The organism is Mesorhizobium sp. LSHC412B00 (genome assembly GCF_000503035.1).
Taxonomy (GTDB): Bacteria; Pseudomonadota; Alphaproteobacteria; order Rhizobiales; family Rhizobiaceae; genus Mesorhizobium.
Window position 1 is genome coordinate 70,998 of sequence record NZ_AYWB01000010.1, and the last position, 17,857, is coordinate 88,854.

At 64.2% G+C, this 17,857-nt stretch carries 11 protein-coding genes; 6 read left to right on the top strand and 5 right to left on the bottom strand.

Going from position 1 to position 17,857, the window contains the following annotated elements:
* Positions 1 to 5 precede the first annotated feature (5 nt).
* The 4 genes from X757_RS145950 to X757_RS145935 form a co-directional block, all read right to left on the bottom strand.
* Positions 6 to 1,214, bottom strand: a complete 1,209-nt coding sequence (locus tag X757_RS145950) for an acetyl-CoA C-acetyltransferase (protein ID WP_023669613.1) — start codon at positions 1,212 to 1,214, stop codon at positions 6 to 8.
* Between the two features lie 31 nt (positions 1,215 to 1,245).
* Positions 1,246 to 2,415 carry an acyl-CoA dehydrogenase family protein gene (locus X757_RS145945; protein WP_023681961.1) on the bottom strand — a complete coding sequence of 390 codons (1,170 nt, stop codon included), beginning with the start codon at positions 2,413 to 2,415 and terminating at the stop codon, positions 1,246 to 1,248.
* Between the two features lie 232 nt (positions 2,416 to 2,647).
* On the bottom strand, positions 2,648 to 4,456 hold the full coding sequence (locus tag X757_RS145940) for an acyl-CoA dehydrogenase (protein WP_023726837.1): 1,809 nt from the start codon (positions 4,454 to 4,456) through the stop codon (positions 2,648 to 2,650).
* 275 nt (positions 4,457 to 4,731) lie between these two features.
* Complete coding sequence (locus X757_RS145935) at positions 4,732 to 5,190, bottom strand: MerR family DNA-binding transcriptional regulator (protein ID WP_023669610.1); 459 nt, start codon at positions 5,188 to 5,190, stop codon at positions 4,732 to 4,734.
* A gap of 479 nt (positions 5,191 to 5,669) precedes the next feature.
* On the opposite strand from X757_RS145935, the gene X757_RS145930 reads away from it, so the two are divergent.
* From X757_RS145930 to X757_RS145915, 4 genes are all read left to right on the top strand, one after another.
* Entirely contained in the window at positions 5,670 to 9,677 is a 4,008-nt protein-coding gene (locus X757_RS145930; RefSeq protein ID WP_023726838.1) for an SEL1-like repeat protein, read from the top strand.
* Positions 9,678 to 9,870: 193 nt separating this feature from the next.
* Positions 9,871 to 10,794 carry a sulfite exporter TauE/SafE family protein gene (locus tag X757_RS145925; protein WP_023669608.1) on the top strand — a complete coding sequence of 308 codons (924 nt, stop codon included), beginning with the start codon at positions 9,871 to 9,873 and terminating at the stop codon, positions 10,792 to 10,794.
* The gene (locus X757_RS145920; protein WP_023726839.1) at positions 10,794 to 11,585 is read left to right on the top strand and encodes a TIGR02186 family protein; all 792 of its coding nucleotides are present in this window, start codon (positions 10,794 to 10,796) and stop codon (positions 11,583 to 11,585) included. Before X757_RS145925 ends, X757_RS145920 begins: the two co-directional genes overlap by 1 nt.
* Before the next feature lie 176 nt (positions 11,586 to 11,761).
* Positions 11,762 to 13,018 carry an Hsp70 family protein gene (locus X757_RS145915; RefSeq protein WP_023699496.1) on the top strand — a complete coding sequence of 419 codons (1,257 nt, stop codon included), beginning with the start codon at positions 11,762 to 11,764 and terminating at the stop codon, positions 13,016 to 13,018.
* 4 nt (positions 13,019 to 13,022) lie between these two features.
* Here the strand turns inward: X757_RS145915 and X757_RS145910 are convergent, their stop codons facing one another.
* Positions 13,023 to 13,922 (bottom strand): LysR family transcriptional regulator, encoded by a 900-nt coding sequence (locus X757_RS145910; protein WP_023699495.1) that lies wholly within the window; start codon positions 13,920 to 13,922, stop codon positions 13,023 to 13,025.
* A 278-nt stretch (positions 13,923 to 14,200) separates the two neighbouring features.
* On the opposite strand from X757_RS145910, the gene X757_RS145905 reads away from it, so the two are divergent.
* Both X757_RS145905 and X757_RS145900 read left to right on the top strand, forming a co-directional pair.
* Entirely contained in the window at positions 14,201 to 17,131 is a 2,931-nt protein-coding gene (locus X757_RS145905) for a molybdopterin oxidoreductase family protein (RefSeq protein WP_023726840.1), read from the top strand.
* A complete protein-coding gene (locus tag X757_RS145900; RefSeq protein ID WP_023681970.1) occupies positions 17,128 to 17,856 on the top strand; it encodes a 4Fe-4S dicluster domain-containing protein in 729 nt (242 codons plus the stop codon). Before X757_RS145905 ends, X757_RS145900 begins: the two co-directional genes overlap by 4 nt.
* Position 17,857 lies beyond the last annotated feature (1 nt).

The following is a 17,857-nucleotide window of genomic DNA, read 5'->3' on the forward strand; positions in this document are numbered from 1 at the left end:
GAAAATCAGACGCGTTCGATAATCGTTGCGGTGCCCATGCCGGCGCCGATGCAGAGCGTCACCAGAGCGGTGTTCAAATCGCGGCGCTCGAGCTCGTCCAGCACCGTGCCCAGGATCATCGCGCCGGTGGCGCCGAGCGGATGGCCCATGGCGATGGCGCCGCCATTGACGTTGATCTTGTCGTGCGGGATTTCGAATGCCTGCATGTAGCGCAGCACCACTGAGGCGAAGGCCTCGTTGAGCTCGAACAGGTCGATATCCGACAGCTTCATCTTGGCGCGCTTCAGAAGCTTCTCGGTGACGTCGACCGGACCGGTAAGCATCAGCACCGGCTCGGAGCCGATGTTGGCAAAGGCGCGGATGCGGGCGCGTGGCTTCAGGCCCATCGTCTTGCCGGCCTTCTTCGAGCCGAGCAGTACGGCGGCCGCACCATCGACGATGCCGGACGAGTTGCCGGCATGGTGGACGTGGTTGACCTCTTCGACTTCCGGATGCTTCTGCACGGCGACCGCGTCGAAGCCGCCCATTTCGCCAGGCATGACGAAGGACGGGTTGAGCGAGGCCAGCGACTGCATGTCGGTCGACGGCCGCATATGCTCGTCATGATCGAGGATGGTGAGGCCGTTCTGGTCCTTGATCGGTATGACGGAGTTCTTGAAACGGCCATCGGCCCAGGCCTTGCCCGCACGCTTCTGGCTCTCGACCGCATAGGCATCGACGTCGTCGCGCGAAAAACCGTATTTGGTGGCGATCAGGTCGGCCGAAATGCCTTGCGGCACGAACCAGCCGGGCAGGCCGACGGACGGGTCCATGAACCACGCGCCGCCCGAGGCGCCCATGCCGACGCGCGACATCGATTCCACGCCGCCTGCAATGACGATCTCGTCGGCGCCTTGAGCGATCTTGGCGGCGCCGAAATTGATGGCGTCGAGGCCTGAGGCGCAGAAGCGCGAGATCTGCATGCCCGGCGCCTTGTTATCGTAGCCGGCCTCGAAGGCGGCGGCACGCGGAATGACGGAGCCGGCTTCGCCGACCGGATCGACGCAGCCGAAGATGATGTCGTCGACGTTTGCAGTGTCGAGGCCGTTGCGGTCGCGCAACGCTTCAAGCGTCCTGGCCGCAAGCCGCACCGCCGGCACCTCGTGCAGCGAGCCATCCTTCTTGCCCTTGCCGCGCGGTGTGCGCACGGCGTCATAGACATAAGCTTCAGCCATTTGCTTGCTCCTTGCTTTGCCGACGTCGCTCTCAGAGAGAGCGGCCGATCAGCAATTTCATGATCTCGTTGGTGCCGCCGTAGATGCGCTGGACGCGGGCGTCGCGGAACATGCGGGCGATCGGATATTCATTCATGTAGCCATAGCCGCCATGCAATTGAAGGCATTCGTCGACGACTTTTCCCTGCAGGTCCGAGAGCCAGTATTTCGCCATCGACGCCGTCACCGGATCCAGCCCGCCATTGATGTGGCGGGTGACGCAATCATTGTAGAAGACGCGGCCGATGGTGGCCTCGGTCTTCAGTTCGGCGAGCTTGAACTGGGTGTTCTGGAACTCGATGATCGCTTTGCCGAAGGCCTTGCGGTCCTTGACGTAGTCGATGGTCAGAGCAAGCGCGCGCTCGATCATGGCGATCGCGCCGGTGCCGATCTGCAGGCGCTCCTGCGGCAATTGCTGCATCAGCTGGATGAAGCCCTGTCCCTCTTCGTGGCCAAGCAGGTTCGAGGTCGGCACGCGCAGATCATTGAAGAACAGCTCCGACGTGTCGTTGGCCTTCAGGCCGATCTTGTCGAGGTTGCGGCCGCGTTCGAAGCCTTCGGCCTCGTCGGCCTCGACGACGATCAGCGAGGTGCCCTTGGCGCCTTTGGCCGGATCGGTCTTGGTGACGACGATGATGAAATTGGCCAGTTGGCCATTGGTGATGAAGGTTTTCGAGCCGTTGATCTTGTACTGGTTGCCGTCCTTCTCGGCGCGCGTCTTGACGCCTTGCAGGTCGGAGCCGGCGCCCGGCTCGGTCATGGCGATGGCGCCGATCAGTTCGCCGGTTGCCAGCTTCGGCAGCCATTTCTTCTTCTGCTCCTCGGAGCCGTAATGAAGGATGTAAGGGGCAACGATCGCATTGTGCAGGCCGATGCCGAAACCGTCGACGCCGACATGGCCGATCGCCTCGATGATGGCGCTCTCATGCGCGAAGGTGCCGCCGGAGCCGCCATATTCCTCCGGCATCGAGGCGCAGAGCAGGCCGGCGGAACCTGCCTTGCGCCAGCTCTCGCGGTCGACCATCTCGTTCTTCTCGAACTCGTCGTAGCGCGGCGCGATCTCTTCCGACATGAAGCGATGCGCCATGTCGTAGAGCATGCCGACTTCGTCCGCCGCCCAGGCGGGCTTCGGCAAGGAGAGCACTTCGGCTGGATTTGTCATGCCGTTTCTCCCGCGCCAACGTCCCCCTCCCCCTCGAGGGGAGGGTGGCCGCGAAGCGGTCGGGTGGGGTCGCCGATGACGTGCTCGACCTTATCTTCGGAATTGACGCGGGTTTGGGGCATTGCGATCATCTCCTACCAAAGCGCCAACCAGCCGGCGCACTGCACGCAAGGACCCCTCCCGGCCCTTCGGGCCACCCTCCCCTCAAGGGGGAGGGGGACGCCAGCCATTTCTAGAACGCTTCCGCAGGCAGCGCCATTAGCGTGTCCGCACCACTGGAAATGCGGGCGAGATGTGCCGATGTCTCGGGCATGATCCGCTCCATGAAGAAGCGCGCCGTCACCACCTTGTTGTCGTAGAAAGCCCCATTTTCGTGGACAGATTGGGAGCCATTGGCGCCGGTCTTGCCGAGCGCGGCCTTGGCCATCTGCGCCCACATGTAGCCGAGCGCCACAAGGCCAAAGAGATGCATGTAGTCGGTGGATGCGGCGCCGGCATTGTCGGGCTTGGCCATGCCGTTCTGCACCAGCCACATCGTCGCCGCCTGCAGATCGTTGAGGCCCTTCTTCAACGCCTTGGTGAACGGCGCCAGCTTCTCGTCGGCACGGTTCTCCTCGCAGAACTCGCCGACGTCCTTGAAGAAAGCCTGCACTGCGCGGCCGCCATTCAGGCCAAGCTTGCGGCCGACGAGGTCGAGCGCCTGGATGCCGTTGGCGCCTTCATAGATCATGGCAATGCGGGCATCGCGCACGAACTGGCTCATGCCGTGTTCTTCGATGTAGCCGTGGCCGCCGAACACCTGCTGCGCCATGACGGCATGGTCGAAGCCCTTGTCGGTGAGCACGCCCTTGATCACCGGCGTCAGCAGGCCCGTATAGTCGTCGGCCGCCTGGCGATCCTTGTCGTCGGCGGAGCGGTGGGCGATGTCGGACTTGATCGCCGTCCACAGCGCCAGCGCGCGGCCGGCCTCGTTGAAGGCCTTCATGGTCATCAGCGAGCGGCGGATGTCGGGATGCACGATGATCGGATCGGCTTGTCTGTCCGGCGCCTTGGCGCCAGACAGCGAGCGGCCCTGCAGCCGGTCCTTGGCGTAGGAGACCGCGTTCTGGTAGGCGATCTCGGACAGCGACAGGCCCTGCAGGCCGACGCCGAGCCGGGCTTCGTTCATCATCGTGAACATCGCCTTCAGGCCGCCATTGGCCTCGCCGAGCAGCGTGCCTTCGGCCTCGTCATAATTCATGACGCAAGTCGAATTGCCGTGGATGCCCATCTTCTCCTCGATCGACCCGCAGGAGAGCGTGTTCTTCTCGCCCGGATTGCCCGAGGCATCGAGCTTCAGCTTTGGCACGATGAACAGCGAGATGCCCTTCACGCCTGCCGGCGCGCCTTCGATGCGGGCCAACACGAGATGAACGATGTTTTCCGACATGTCGTGCTCGCCGGCCGAGATGAAGATCTTCTGGCCGGATACCTTGTAGGTGCCGTTGCCGTTCGGCACCGCCTTGGTGCGCAGCAGGCCGAGATCGGTGCCGCAATGCGGCTCGGTCAGGTTCATGGTACCGGTCCAGGACCCCTCGACCAGCTTCGGCAGCCATGTCGCCTTCTGCTCGTCGGTGCCGTGTGTGATGATCGCCGCGATCGCGCCTTGCGTCAGGCCGGGATACATCATCAGCGCCATGTTGGCCGAAACCATGTATTCGGCAACCGCGGTGTGCACGGCATAGGGCAGCCCCTGGCCGCCGAACTCGATGGGCGCCGCCAGTCCCATCCAGCCGCCTTCGCGATACTGGTCGTAGGCTTCCTTGAAGCCCTTCGGCGTCGTCACCGAGCCGTCCTCATGGCGCACGCAGCCTTCCATGTCACCGACGCGGTTCAGAGGATGCATAACGTTTTCGGCGAGCTTGGCGCCTTCGGCGAGGATCGCCTCGACAACGTCGGGCGTCGCGTCGGCAAATCCGGGAAGGTTGGAGTAGCGCTGATAACCCAGCACCTCGTTGAGCACGAACAGCGTGTCCTGGACCGGCGCCCTGTAGATCGGCATGTGTTTCCTCCACCATGCGGGTCTTGGCCGCGAGATCGGGCCCCGAAACATGAGGTTGGGGGCGGCATGCGGGCCAATCTTGAAAGCGGGATAGCAAAAATTGACGTTTGCGTAAACGTCAATTTTGTCGCCGCGACAAAATTTACCTATGCCAGCCTGTCGGCACGAGCGGTGCATGGCTTTGCGCAAAGCGAGGGGGGTCAAACAAAAAGAGCCGCGTGGGCGGCCGCGCGGCTCTTCCGTTCAAAGCTTTCGCCGGGAGCTGCGGAGCGAAATCAGCTGGCGGCGCTGGCCGGGGCCGAACGCTCGGACAGCATCTGGCGCACGGCCGACATCGAGCCGCTCAACTCGTTGATGGCGTCGTCGATCAGCGCGCGCTGCTTCTGCAGGCGGGCAAGCTGCTTCTCCGACTTGTCGAGAGCCAGCCGCAGCTGCTTGGTGTTGGATCCCGTCGGATCGTAGAGATCCATCATCTGCTTGACGTCGCGTAGCGAGAACCCGACCTTGCGGCCGAGCAGGATCAGCTTCAGCCGCGCCTTGTCGCGACGCGTGTATAGCCGCGTCGCCCCATCGCGCTTTGGATTGAGCAGGCCCTTGTCTTCATAGAAACGCAGCGTGCGCAGCGTCACGCCGTATTTCTTGGCCATCTCGCCGATGCGCACGAGCTCCTCACTGGCTTCGGCAGACATATTGTTGGTGTTGGCCGCGGCTTCGCCGGGCGAAACAAGTTTCATAGTCACTGGCTTTCCCCTGTCGTGGCATCGCGGTCTCGGACCTTGCAACGCCTGAGTGGAAGCGGGGGCATGCTTCCAGTCGTGGTTTCAACTAATTCATCGCAAAAGGCACGAACGGCGCCCCTCTTACGTTTACGTCAATTCTATATCGATAGCCGCCGCATGACGCAAGGGCGTTCTGGGATTGCGAAACCTTATGCCGCACCCCCGGCGCCGGGTCCGAACGGGCACCGCCTGTATTTCAGCAATGCCGTAACTTCTTAAGCTTGGTTAACACCTTGTTTACCACGATGAGTGAAATGTACGGATGTCGGTCACCCGTGTTTATCCTGTAGCGAATTTTTCACGGTTTTTCGGAGAGCGGGCCTGGCCCGGGAAGCTCGTCTTCCGCCGCAGCAGTGCCGCGCGGCCGCCTTCGTTCCCGACAAGGACTTGGGAAACTGGCAGCAAGCCGGCCATTCTGAAAAACGGACGCATCGATGAACAGCAAGCGGTCCTATCTCGATACACTCAACGCCGGCAGGCCGCGCAGGCCGAACACCACACTTGATGAATTGAACCGCTCGCTGGAAACGCTGGAGCAGCGGCTGGAGCGCAAGCGCGAGGACGCCGCCGAGCGCTTCGATCCGCGCCGGCCGCCGGCAGAGCCGCGCTACGCAAGCGTCCAGCCCTACGCCCCGCCGCGCTGGTACGAGGACCCGCAGCCCACGCCGCGGCCGAAAGGCGCCGGGCCGGCCGGTTTCGACCAGAACTATCAGGCGATCGCGCGCGACATCGACCGCGTGCGCGGCCAGGAAGACAGCGTCGCCGTGGTCGGCAAGATCGCCGGCGAATTGCGTGGCCTGCGCGAGGAACTGCGCCATCAGATGACGGCCGGCCTGCAGCGCGAATTCGCCGCGTTGCGCAAGGACATCGAACGGGCCTTCCAGGCGAGCAACCAATCGGGTGGTCAGGCAGGCGGCTTGCCCGGCAAGGGCAGCGCCGAACTCGGCGTCGAATTCGAGCGGCTGTCCGGCGCCATCCAGACGCTGGCCGAGAAGAGCGACGACCGAAGCGTCAACATGCTGCGGCTCGAGCTCGAGCAGGTAAAGACGGCGCTCGACACATTGGCGCGCGAGGAAAGCGTGCTGAAGGTCGACCGCCGCTGGGACGATTTCGACCGCCGCTGGAGCGCGTTCGAGGACCGTGTCGACGCCGACCAGCGCAACCGCGCCGACGGCCCCGGATTTTCGGCCCTGACCGACCGGCTCGAACAGATCAGCAATGCGGTCCACAATCTGCCGGAATCGCTGTCGCTGCGCTCGATGGAAGAAAAGGTCCGCACGCTTGCCGGCGCCGTCGATCATTTCGTCAGCCAGCAGAGCAACCGCGGCGGCGACACGCTTGGCCTGATCGACGAACGGCTCGATGAGATTTCGCGCGCCATCGTCGCCTCGACCGTCGCCGCACAGGCCAATTCCTTCGACCCCGAACCGTTCGAGCGCATCGAGAAGCGGATCGCCTCGCTGGCGCAGCAGATCGAGGAAGTCGTGCAGGTTCGTCCGAGCGGCGAGGTTCTCGACCGTCTCAGCACGCTGTCGAACAGGGTCGACGAGCTTGCCGGCCGCGCCAATCTGCCGGAACAGGCGATGGAGCGCCTCGGCAAGCAGATCGTGATGATCGCCGACAAGATCGACCGCGCCCCGGCCATGCCCGACGCCGACTATATCTTCCAGGGTCTGGAACAGCGCTTCGACGTGCTGTCGGGCATGATGGAACGTCGGCAGGGCGACGCCATCGAACAGGGCAACATGCTGTTTCGCGATCTCGAGCGGCGGCTGGACGAGGTTGCCGACCGGCTGGACCAGCGTCAGCCGCAGGCTGACAGCGCCGGCATCATGGACGCCATCGACGCACGCTTCACCGCACTCGCCCAACGCATGGAGACGCGCATTCCCGATCCTGCCAACGAGGCGGCGATCCGCGGCCTGGAAAGCCGGCTCGAAGACATTTCAAGCCGGCTGGAATCGTCGGCCGCGCAGGTCGCCGGCATCGATCCGGCACTGATCCGCAGCCTCGAGGCGCAGGTCTCCGGCCTGTCGGCTCACCTGTCGAAGCCCGGCACGCCGCTGCCGGAATTCGAGGACATCAGCCCGCGTCTCAACGAAATCGAGAAGTCGCTGGCTGGAACCCGCGAATCCATCATGGGCGCGGCACGCGAAGCGGCCGAGAGCGCCGTGCGCTCGCTGGCAGATTCCAACGCCAACACCGCGGCCGTTACCGGCCTTGCCCAGGATCTGAAGACGCTGGAAGCGCTGACGCGTCGTTCGGACGAGCGCAATTCACGGACATTCGAGGCTATCCACGACACGTTGCTCAAGATCGTCGATCGTCTGGGCTCGCTGGAGACCAGCGAACCGGCCGAGGCGGTGAGCGAGCTTCTGGATGCCCAGGCCGAGCCGGCGCGGCGGGCCCGCGATGCACGCGCCTCCAAGATTTCGGTGCAGGACGCGCCGTCGATGGATATCGACCAGCCGCTGCCGCTGACCGGAGACATGGCCGATCTCGACGGCCGCGCCGCCGCCATCATGCGCAGCGAGCCGGATATGCGCGCCGACCCGGGTACGCGTAGCGACCTGGGTACGCGTAGCGACCCGGTCATGGGCAGCGAACCCGTGCGGCGCTCGCCAGCCGAGGCTGCCGCGGCCGCTGCCCAGGCAGCGCTCGGTTCCGACAGGATTGCCGAGAAAGGCGAAGCCACGGCCAAGACGTCGCTGTTCGGTGGATTGGCGCGCGCCTTCAGGGGCAAGAAGCCGGCTGACATGCCGCCGCTTGCCGGCTCGGGGCCCAATGTCGACATGCCGAGCGTCGATCTCGACGAGCCGCTCGATCCGAAGCTCGCCAACCGGCCGTTGGAGCCGGGCTCCGGCGCGCCCGACCTCAACGCCATCATGAAGCGCGTACGCGACGAACGTGGCCCACCGGTGCGCCAAAACTCCGGCGATGCATCGAAATCCGACTTCATTGCCGCTGCCAGGCGCGCGGCGCAGGCTGCGGCCGCCGAGGCCGACGCGTTGAAACGCCAGTCCACCATGAAGGGCCCGGTCAAGGCGCTTCGCATCGGCGACCTGCTCAAGGCGCGGCGCAAGCCGATACTCATGGGAGCGGTCGCGATCATGCTGGCGCTTGCCGGCCTCCAGTTGGGCAAGGCCTTCTTCGCCGACCCGGTCGAGGTCGCAAGCAACGATACAGCGCCGATCATCGCCTCGCAGCCGGTCGAGACTGCCTCGGTCAACGCTGCCAGCCAACCCAAGGCAGAACAGCAGGTGGCCGTTCAGGACGTGCCGGCCCGGATCGTCAGGCAGGCGGAGCCCACGGAACCGGCAGCTGGCAACGATGCGCCAATGAATGCGGCCTCGGTCGCTGGGCCCGAAATGCCGGCGGTGGAGCCCGCGCCAGCGCCGATGGCTTTGGCCGATCCGGCCCCCGCGCCAAATGCAATGCTGCCGACCACCGCCACTGCGGAACCGGGGGCTGCCGACGCGCAGCCTGCGGCCGCCGTCATGGCGCCCTCGGCCTCGGATACGACGGCCTCGGATACTACCGGCGCCGTTCCGCCGGCTGATGCCGCGGTAGCACCTATCGTGGCCAAGATAGACGTTCCGGCCGATGCCGGCCCGCAAGCCTTGCGCGACGCGGCTGCCGGCGGTGACGCCAAGGCGCTGTTCGAGCTCGGTTCGCGCTATGCTGAATCGCGCGGCGTCAAGGAAGACATGGCGGCAGCGGCCAAATGGTACGAAAAGTCGGCCGAGCTCGGCTTCGCACCGGCGGAATACCGCATCGGCAATTTCTACGAGAAGGGCATCGGCGTCACGCGCGACGTCAAGAAGGCAAAGACCTTCTACCAGCTCGCCGCCGCGCAGGGTAATGCCAGCGCCATGCACAACCTGGCCGTTCTGTTTGCCATGGCCGCCGACGGCGTGACCGACAATGAATCGGCCGCGCACTGGTTTCAGGCGGCGGCCGATGTCGGCGTCAAGGACAGCCAGTTCAATCTCGGCATCCTGGCGGCAAAGGGCGTCGGCATGAAGCAGAGCCTGGAGGAATCCTACAAATGGTTCGCGCTCGTCGCCAAGACCGGCGACAAGGATGCGGCTGCCAAGCGCGACGAAGTCGCCACTGCGCTGCGCCCCGAACAGCTGGAGCGGGCCCGCGCCGCCACGGAACTGTGGAAGCCGAAGCCGCTCGACCCGGCGTCCAACTCGGCCGATATTCCTGAATCCTGGCAGGAAGGCACGCCGCAGACCACCGCCAGCGTCGACATGAAGAAGGCGGTCAAGAACATCCAGCTCATCCTCAACAAGAACGGCTACGATGCCGGCGGCGCCGATGGCGTGATGGGCGGCAAGACCAAGACCGCAATCATGGCTTTCCAGACCGACAACAAGATGCAGGCGACCGGCGAAATCGACGAAAAGCTGGTGAAGGCGCTGCTGGCGCACAAATAACGGCAGATGCGTCGCTAACGCGACGCCCTTGCCATACATTTGCCTGTTAACTGCTTGAGATGTTTTTTGTTTCGGTAGGGCGGCGGGGTTTGATCCCACTGCCCCGGCGGTGCAAGAAAGAATTGGCTTTTCGGTGCGACAATGCCCTGGAATGGCTGCAATCGCCGACAGGCAAACTGATCGAGACTGACGGGTGGGCATCTATCTCCCGATCGCGGAAATTTCCGTCAACGTCTTCGTGCTGCTGGCAATGGGCGCGGCGGTGGGTTTCCTGTCGGGCATGTTCGGGGTCGGTGGCGGCTTTCTGATCACGCCGCTCTTGATCTTCTACAACATCCCGCCGGCAATCGCCGTTGCCACTGGCGCCAACCAGGTTATCGCCTCCTCCTTCTCCGGCGCGCTGTCGCACATGAAGCGCGGCACGCTCGACTTCAAGCTCGGCGGGGTGCTGCTGGCCGGCGGCATCGTCGGCTCGACCGGCGGTATCTTCGTCTTTGCCTTCCTGCGTCGGCTCGGCCAGCTCGATTTGTTTATCTCACTGCTTTACGTCGTGCTGCTTGGCACCGTCGGCGGGCTGATGCTGGTCGAGAGCGTCAATGCGCTGCGCGCGACGCGCAGCGGTGCGGCGCCGGTCTTGAAGAAATCCGGCCAGCACAACTGGATCCACCGGCTGCCGCTGAAGATGCGCTTCAGGGCCTCGAAGCTGTTCGTCAGCGTCATTCCGGTGCTGGGGCTCGGCGCCGGCATCGGCTTCCTGTCGTCGATCATGGGTGTCGGCGGTGGCTTCATCATGGTGCCGGCGCTGATCTACCTCCTGAAAGTGCCGACCAACGTCGTTATCGGCACCTCGCTGTTCCAGATCATTTTCACCTCGGCCTACACCACGCTGGTCCACGCCACCACCAACCAGACAGTCGACGTCATGCTTGCCTTCCTGCTGATGGCGGGCGGCGTCGCCGGCGCGCAATATGGCGCCAAGGCAGGACAGAAGCTGCGCGGCGAACAGCTCAGGGCACTGCTGGCGCTGCTGGTGCTGGCGGTTGCCATCCGGCTTGCCATCGATCTCTTCGTCACGCCGCCAAACCTCTATTCGCTGACCGCCGCGGGCCTGAACTGATGCCGCGGTGGGGGATTTTTTCGGCCGCCGTTTTGCTTCTCGCCCTCGCTCTGCCGGCGGCAGCGCAATCGCCGAACCCCTTGCCGGAAGGCATCCAGATCGGTCTCTCCACCGACGCCGTGTCGATCACCGCCGGCTTTTCCGGCGCCGACCTGACCATTTTCGGTTCGCTGGAAAACCCCGACCCGCTGGTCGCGCGGCAGGGGCGCTATGACGTCATCGTCGTGCTCGAAGGGCCGCCGCGGCCGGTTGTGGTGCGCCGCAAGGACCGGGTGCTCGGCGTCTGGGTCAACCTGGAATCCGAGACCTTCGAGAACGTGCCGGTCTCCTACTCCGTCGCCACGACACGGCCGCTGCAGGACATCACCGAACCCAACAGCTACAAGCAGCTGTCGCTCGGCGCCTCCAACCTTTACATGCAACCGGCCGACGTAACCGACAGTCCGGCGACGATCGAGGAATTCACCGTGGCGCTGCGCGAGCGCAAGGCGGCGACCGGCCTCTATAGCGAGAATGTCGGCGGCGTGCAGTTCCTGTCGCAGAACCTGTTTCGCGCCACGGTGCGGCTGGCGCCCAATGTCCCGGTTGGAACGCATAAAGCCCGCGCGTTCCTGTTCAAGAGCGGCCTGTTCCTCAAGGAAAGCTCGGCCCAGCTCGAAATCCGCAAATCGGGTTTCGAACAGTCGATCTTCCGCGTCGCGCATGATTACTCCTTCCTCTACGGCGTCTTCTCCGTGTCGCTGGCCATGATCACCGGCTGGCTGGGCAGGCTGATCTTCCGCAGGGATTGACGCGCACGACCCATTTCCGGGGAAAGGGGGTTCCCCTTTTCTCAGTCTTGCGATAGACCGCCGCCTCCCAACCCTCGGGTTACACGCACAATCATTCGGCAGAACGGTCAGGCCTCTGGACGGCGCGCGCCTTGCGGACGCCTGCCACAGCGACGACCCAATGACAGGAGGCTGCAATGCACCAGGCATTTGGCGGCATCGATTTCGGCACGTCCAATTCTACGGTGGGCGTGATCCGCAACGGCCAGGCACGGCTGGTGGCGCTGGAAGGCGGACAGCCGACATTGCCAAGCGCGGTTTTCTTCAACTTCGAGGACGGTCACACCTATTTCGGCCGCCGCGCCATTGCCGACTACACCGATGCCATCGAAGGCCGGCTGATGCGGTCGCTGAAGAGCGTGCTCGGCAGTTCGCTGGCGCATGAGAAGACGCGGATCAAGGCCCGGCAGATCGGTTTCATCGACATTGTCGGCATGTTCGTCGGCCATTTGAAGAAGCGGCTTGAGGAAGATGCCGGCGCTCCGGTGGAGAACGTTGTGCTCGGCCGGCCGGTGCAATTTGTCGACGACGATGTGGAAGCCGATGCCAAGGCGCAAAGCGAGCTTGAAAAAGCGGCGCGCGCGCAAGGCTTCAAGCACATCGCCTTCCAGTTCGAACCGATTGCGGCTGCACTCGACTATGAGCAGGACGTGAAGCGCGAGGAACTGGCGTTGATCGTCGACATGGGCGGCGGCACGTCCGACTTCTCGATCGTGCGCGTTTCGCCGCAACGCGCCCGCTCACGCGACCGCAAGGACGACATCCTCGCCAACCGAGGCATTCATATTGGCGGCACCGATTTCGACCGGCTGCTCAGCATCGCCCATGTCATGCCCAAGCTCGGCTATCTCTCGCCCACAAAAGACGGCAAGCGCAACCTGCCGGCGAGCTATTTCATTGATCTCGCGACGTGGCAGCGCATCAACCTCGTCTATACTGCCAAGGCGATGACGCATCTGAGGCAAATCCGCTTCGAGGCCGTCCGCGCCGACCTTGTCGACCGCTTCATCCATATTGTCGAGCACCGTTACGGCCATGCGCTGGCCGGCCTCGTCGAACGAGCCAAGATCGCGCTGACGGATCAGGCTTCGGCCGATGTAACGGTGGCGCTGCCTGGCGCGCATTTCGCCGCCGAGATCTCGCGGACCGGCCTGGAAGAGACCATCGCCGCCGACATCGAGCGGGTGTCCGCTACGGTGCGGCAGACGATTGCCGATGCTGGCGTGAAAGCGTCCGACATCACCGCCGTGTTCCTCACCGGCGGCTCGACCGCCATCCCGCTGGCACGGCGCGAAATCCTGTCGCTGGTGCCGCAAGCCGCCGTTATCGAGGGCGACATGTTCGGTTCGGTCGGCCTTGGCCTGGCGCTGGATGCACAGCGGAAGTTCGCCTGATCGCTTACGCCGGATTGCTGACGGCCTCAGCGCCGAGATGCGCCTTGAGCGCCATCTGGGCGAGGCTTGCCTGGCGGTCGCGATGGGTGATCATGGCGAAGTCGCGCTTCGGCAGTTCGAGCGGCACCGACCGGAGACTGCCCTCGGCGACGGCGCGTCCGACGACGAGGTCCGAGATGATGGTGGCGCCGGCGCCGGCCTCGACCGCCTGGCGAACCGCCTCGTTGCTCGGCAGCACCAGAAATATCTGCAGGTCGCCAAGCGATATCCCCTCGCGGCGGGCCAGGTCCTCCAGCACCTCGCGCGTGCCCGAACCACCCTCACGGATGATCCAGCGCAGCCCTCTGATATCCGGGCGGCCCGGCGCGATCTCGGCGATTTCGGGATGCGAGGCGGCGACGACCAGCATCAACCTGTCGACGTCGACCTTGGTGCGGCGGAGGATGTCTGACTCGGTGCGCCCCTCGACCAGACCGAGATCGGCGGTGCCGTCGAGCACATTGGCCTCGACCTGCCTGGTGTTGCCGATGCTGACGCTTAAGCGCACCGCCGGGTAGGCTTCATGGAAAGAGGCCAGCCTGCGCGGCAGCCAGTAGCTGGCGATGGTCAGGCTGGCGGCGATCGACAGGCTGCCGGCGACCGTCTGCGAGACATGCTCCAGCACATTTCGGGCGGCGGCGGCGCGTTCCAGCACCGCCTTGGCCTCGGGCAGGAAACGGTGGCCGGTCTGAGCCAGCTCGATGTTGCGGCCGACACGGTTGAACAGATGAACGCCATGCTGCTCTTCCAAAGCGCGGATAGCCGCCGACGCCGCCGACTGGGAGATGCCCAAAAGCTCCGCCGCCTTGGTCATATGGCCGCGTTCGGCAACGGCAACGAAAATGCGCAACTGGTCCAGCGTCATGTGTGCATTAAGAACCAATTCCGATCGAATTTACAAGAACAACTGATTAGACGGATCGATAGCTTTATTCTACTTTTTCAGTCGAAGTTAGAAAGAATTCGCCAACAAATCGCGGCCAACAAAATGATCGGGCGGTTCAGATCCCTGTTTGCGCATTGGACCCGTGGCCTCAGGCGGCGGCTGGCCGGCGATCGATATCATCCTGAAGAACACTATATGCGTGGCCCCGGACCGAAGACGCGGGCCAAATTCGCAGGTAGCAAAAGCACGCCGGCATCATGAACCCAGCTGCGCCGCGCGGAGCCAATTCCGCACCGTCGCAACGGCCGCTTGGCGATACACGCGCGCCTGATGAAGGCGACGGCGTCGACACCTCGCCCGCTATCTCCGACAGCATCGCCAAGACCACCTGCTATATGTGCGCCTGCCGCTGCGGCATCGACGTCCACATCAAGGACGGCAAGGTGCGCTACATCAACGGCAACAAGGACCATCCGGTCAATCGCGGCGTAATCTGCGGCAAGGGCAGCTCCGGCATCATGCAGCATTACAGCCCGGCTCGGCTGAAGAAGCCGCTGTTGCGCAGCGGCCTGCGGGGCTCGGGCGAATTCCGCGAGATCGAGTGGGAGGAAGCGTTTTCGATTGCGACCGGGCGGCTATCGCATATCCGCCGAACCGATCCGAAAAAGCTCGCCTTCTTCACCGGGCGCGACCAGTCGCAGTCGCTGACCGGCTGGTGGGCGAGCCAGTTCGGCACGCCGAACTTCGCCGCCCATGGCGGCTTCTGCTCGGTCAACATGGCGGCCGGCGGGCTCTACACGATCGGCGGCTCGTTCTGGGAGTTCGGCGAGCCGGACTGGGACAATACGAAATACTTCATGCTGTTCGGCGTCGCCGAGGACCATGATTCCAACCCGATCAAGATCGGCTTGGGTAAACTCAAGGCGCGCGGCGCCAAGGTGGTGTCGATCAACCCGTGCCGCACGGGCTACAACGCGATTGCCGACGACTGGATCGGGATCCGGCCCGGCACCGACGGCCTCTTCGTCTTCGCCCTCATCCACGAACTGCTCAAGGCGGGCCGCGTCGATCTCGATTATCTGCTCCGCTACACCAACGCCCATGTGCTGGTCATCCAGGAGCCGGGTGCGGCGGACGACGGGCTGTTCCTGCGCGACAGCGACAACAATCTTCTCGCGTGGGACAGAGTGGCGAAGACAACCGTCAACGCAGCCGATGCGGATGCGAAGCCGGCGTTGACCGGCAGCTTCACGTTCGCCGGCCGCCGCTGCGTGCCGGTGTTTCGGCTTATCGCCGACCGCTACATGGACGACAGCTACGCACCCGATGCGGTCGCGGCACGATGCGGCATTCCGGCCGACACCATCCGCCGGATCGCTGCCGAACTCGCCCACGTCGCCTTCGAACAGACGATCGAACTGCCGGTTGCGTGGACCGACTGGGCCGGACGGCGGCACGAGACGATCAAGGGACGGCCGGTGTCGATGCATGCCATGCGCGGCATCTCGGCCCACTCCAACGGCTTTCACTCCTGCCGTGCCATCCACCTGCTGCAGGTGCTGCTCGGCACCGTGGACGTGCCCGGCGGCTTCCGTTTCAAGCCCCCCTACCCGCGCTCGGCGCCCCCGGGACCGAAGCCGGCCGGCAAGGTGGTCAGGCCGATGACGCCGCTCGACGGCATGCCGCTCGGCTTCGTCTGCGGGCCGGACGATCTCCTGGTCGACGAGGCCGGCACGCCTTTGCGCATCGACAAGGCTTATTCCTGGGATGCGCCGCTCGCCGCGCATGGGCTGATGCATACGGTCATCCGCAATGCGTGGGCCGGTGACCCGTACCCAATCGACACGCTGATGATGTACATGTCGAACATGGCGTGGAATTCCTCGATGAACACCGTCGAGACCATTGCCATGCTCACCGACCATGACGAAGCGGGTAACTACAAGATCCCCTTCATCATCTATTCCGACGCCTATTATTCCGAGACGGTGCCGTTCGCCGACCTGGTGCTGCCCGACACCACCTATCTCGAACGTCACGACTGCATCAGCCTGCTCGACCGGCCGATCAGCCATGCCGACGGGCCGGGCGACGCGATCCGCCATCCGGTGGTCGAACCGGACCGAGATGTCAGGCCGTTCCAATCGGTGCTGATCGAACTTGGCGCTCGGCTTGGCCTGCCCGGCTTCGTCGAGGACGATGGCTCGGCCAGATATGCCGACTATGCCGACTACATCGTCAATCACGAACGCACGCCGGGCATCGGCCCGCTGGCCGGCTGGCGCGGCAAGGACGGCACTTCCGTCGGCAAGGGCGAAGTCAATCCCGACCAGTTGCAGCGCTACATCGGCAATGGCGGCTTCTGGCACCAGGATTTTGCTGAGGACCAGCGCTATTACAAGATGGCCAACCGCTCCTATCTCGACTTCGCAGAGCAGATGGGGTTCATCCCCAAGGCCGAGCCGATCGTGTTCCAGCTCTATTGCGAACCGATGCAGCGCTTTCGCCTCGCCGCGCGCGGTCATGGTCGCGTCCAGCCGCCCGAGAGCGAACGCCAGCGCATCGAGACCTATATGGATCCGCTGCCGTTCTGGTTTACGCCGTTCGAAGAGGCCGCGGTCGATCCGCAGAAATACCCGCTGCATGCGCTGACGCAGCGGCCTATGCACATGTATCATTCCTGGGGCTCGCAGAATGCGTGGCTGCGGCAAATCACCAGCCAGAACCGCCTGTTCGTGCACCACCAGACCGCGGCAGTTCTCGACCTGGCCGACGACGACTGGGTGTGGATCGAAAGCATCAACGGCCGGGTGAAGGGACAGATCAAGCTGGTCGACGGGGTCAATGCGGATACGGTCTGGACATGGAACGCCATCGGCAAAAGGCGCGGCGCCTGGGGGCTGAAGGACAACGCCGCCGAGAGCAATCGCGGCTTCCTGCTCAACCACATCATCGGCGACCAGACCTCGGCCGATGCGAACGGTAAACGCTATTCGAATTCCGATCCGGTCACCGGCCAGGCGGCGTGGTTCGATCTCAGGGTTCGCATCGTCAAATGCGCCTCCGAAGAAGCCGGCTTCACCGAGCCGCAATTCGAGCGCTTCAGCCAGCCGCCAAATGTCGAGCCTTCGCCTGACATCCTTCGCTTCGGCGCCGAGTTCCGCGTCCATAGGGAAGCCGTGGAATGACCTGCCTTCCCGCCCATACAGACAAGAAGCTTGGCCTAGTCATCGACCTCGACACCTGCGTCGGCTGCCAGGCCTGCGTCACCGCCTGCAAGGAGTGGAACACCGGCGGCCACATGGCGCCACTGACCGACATCGACCCCTATGGCGGCCGTGTCGACGGCGTCTGGTTCAACCGCGTGCACAGCTACGAGCACACGACCGAGGCGGGCGGGCGCACGGTCAACTTTCCGCGCTCCTGCCTGCATTGCGAGACGCCTGCCTGCGTCACTGTCTGCCCGACCGGCGCGTCCTACAAGCGGGCGTCGGACGGCATCGTGCTGATCGACGAAAGCAAATGCATCGGCTGCAAACTGTGCAGTTGGGCCTGCCCCTATGGCGCGCGCGAATTCGATACCGACGTCGGCGTGATGAAGAAATGCACGCTGTGCGTCGACCGTATCTACAACGACAATCTGGCCGAGGAAGACCGCGTGCCGGCCTGCGTTGCCGCCTGCCCGACCAGCGCTCGGCATTTCGGCGACCTCGGCGATCCCACCTCGGCGGTATCGCAACTGGTGGCGGAGCGTGGCGGCGTCGACCTGATGCCGGAGATGGGTTACAAGCCGACCAACAAATATCTGCCGCCGCGCGCCCAGCGCGCCGCATCGGTGCCGGCGCCAAGGCTCGAGCCAGTCACGGTCGAAGGCGGTTTTCTTGGTTGGATCGACCGCATGCTTTCGAACTGAC

Coding starts and splice junctions, on each gene's coding strand:
- X757_RS145950 (WP_023669613.1), bottom strand. CDS start 1,214: ATGGCTGAAGCTTATGTCTATGACGCCGTGCGCACACCGCGCGGCAAG.
- X757_RS145945 (WP_023681961.1), bottom strand. CDS start 2,415: ATGACAAATCCAGCCGAAGTGCTCTCCTTGCCGAAGCCCGCCTGGGCG.
- X757_RS145940 (WP_023726837.1), bottom strand. CDS start 4,456: ATGCCGATCTACAGGGCGCCGGTCCAGGACACGCTGTTCGTGCTCAAC.
- X757_RS145935 (WP_023669610.1), bottom strand. CDS start 5,190: ATGAAACTTGTTTCGCCCGGCGAAGCCGCGGCCAACACCAACAATATG.
- X757_RS145930 (WP_023726838.1), top strand. CDS start 5,670: ATGAACAGCAAGCGGTCCTATCTCGATACACTCAACGCCGGCAGGCCG.
- X757_RS145920 (WP_023726839.1), top strand. CDS start 10,794: ATGCCGCGGTGGGGGATTTTTTCGGCCGCCGTTTTGCTTCTCGCCCTC.
- X757_RS145915 (WP_023699496.1), top strand. CDS start 11,762: ATGCACCAGGCATTTGGCGGCATCGATTTCGGCACGTCCAATTCTACG.
- X757_RS145910 (WP_023699495.1), bottom strand. CDS start 13,922: ATGACGCTGGACCAGTTGCGCATTTTCGTTGCCGTTGCCGAACGCGGC.
- X757_RS145905 (WP_023726840.1), top strand. CDS start 14,201: ATGAACCCAGCTGCGCCGCGCGGAGCCAATTCCGCACCGTCGCAACGG.
- X757_RS145900 (WP_023681970.1), top strand. CDS start 17,128: ATGACCTGCCTTCCCGCCCATACAGACAAGAAGCTTGGCCTAGTCATC.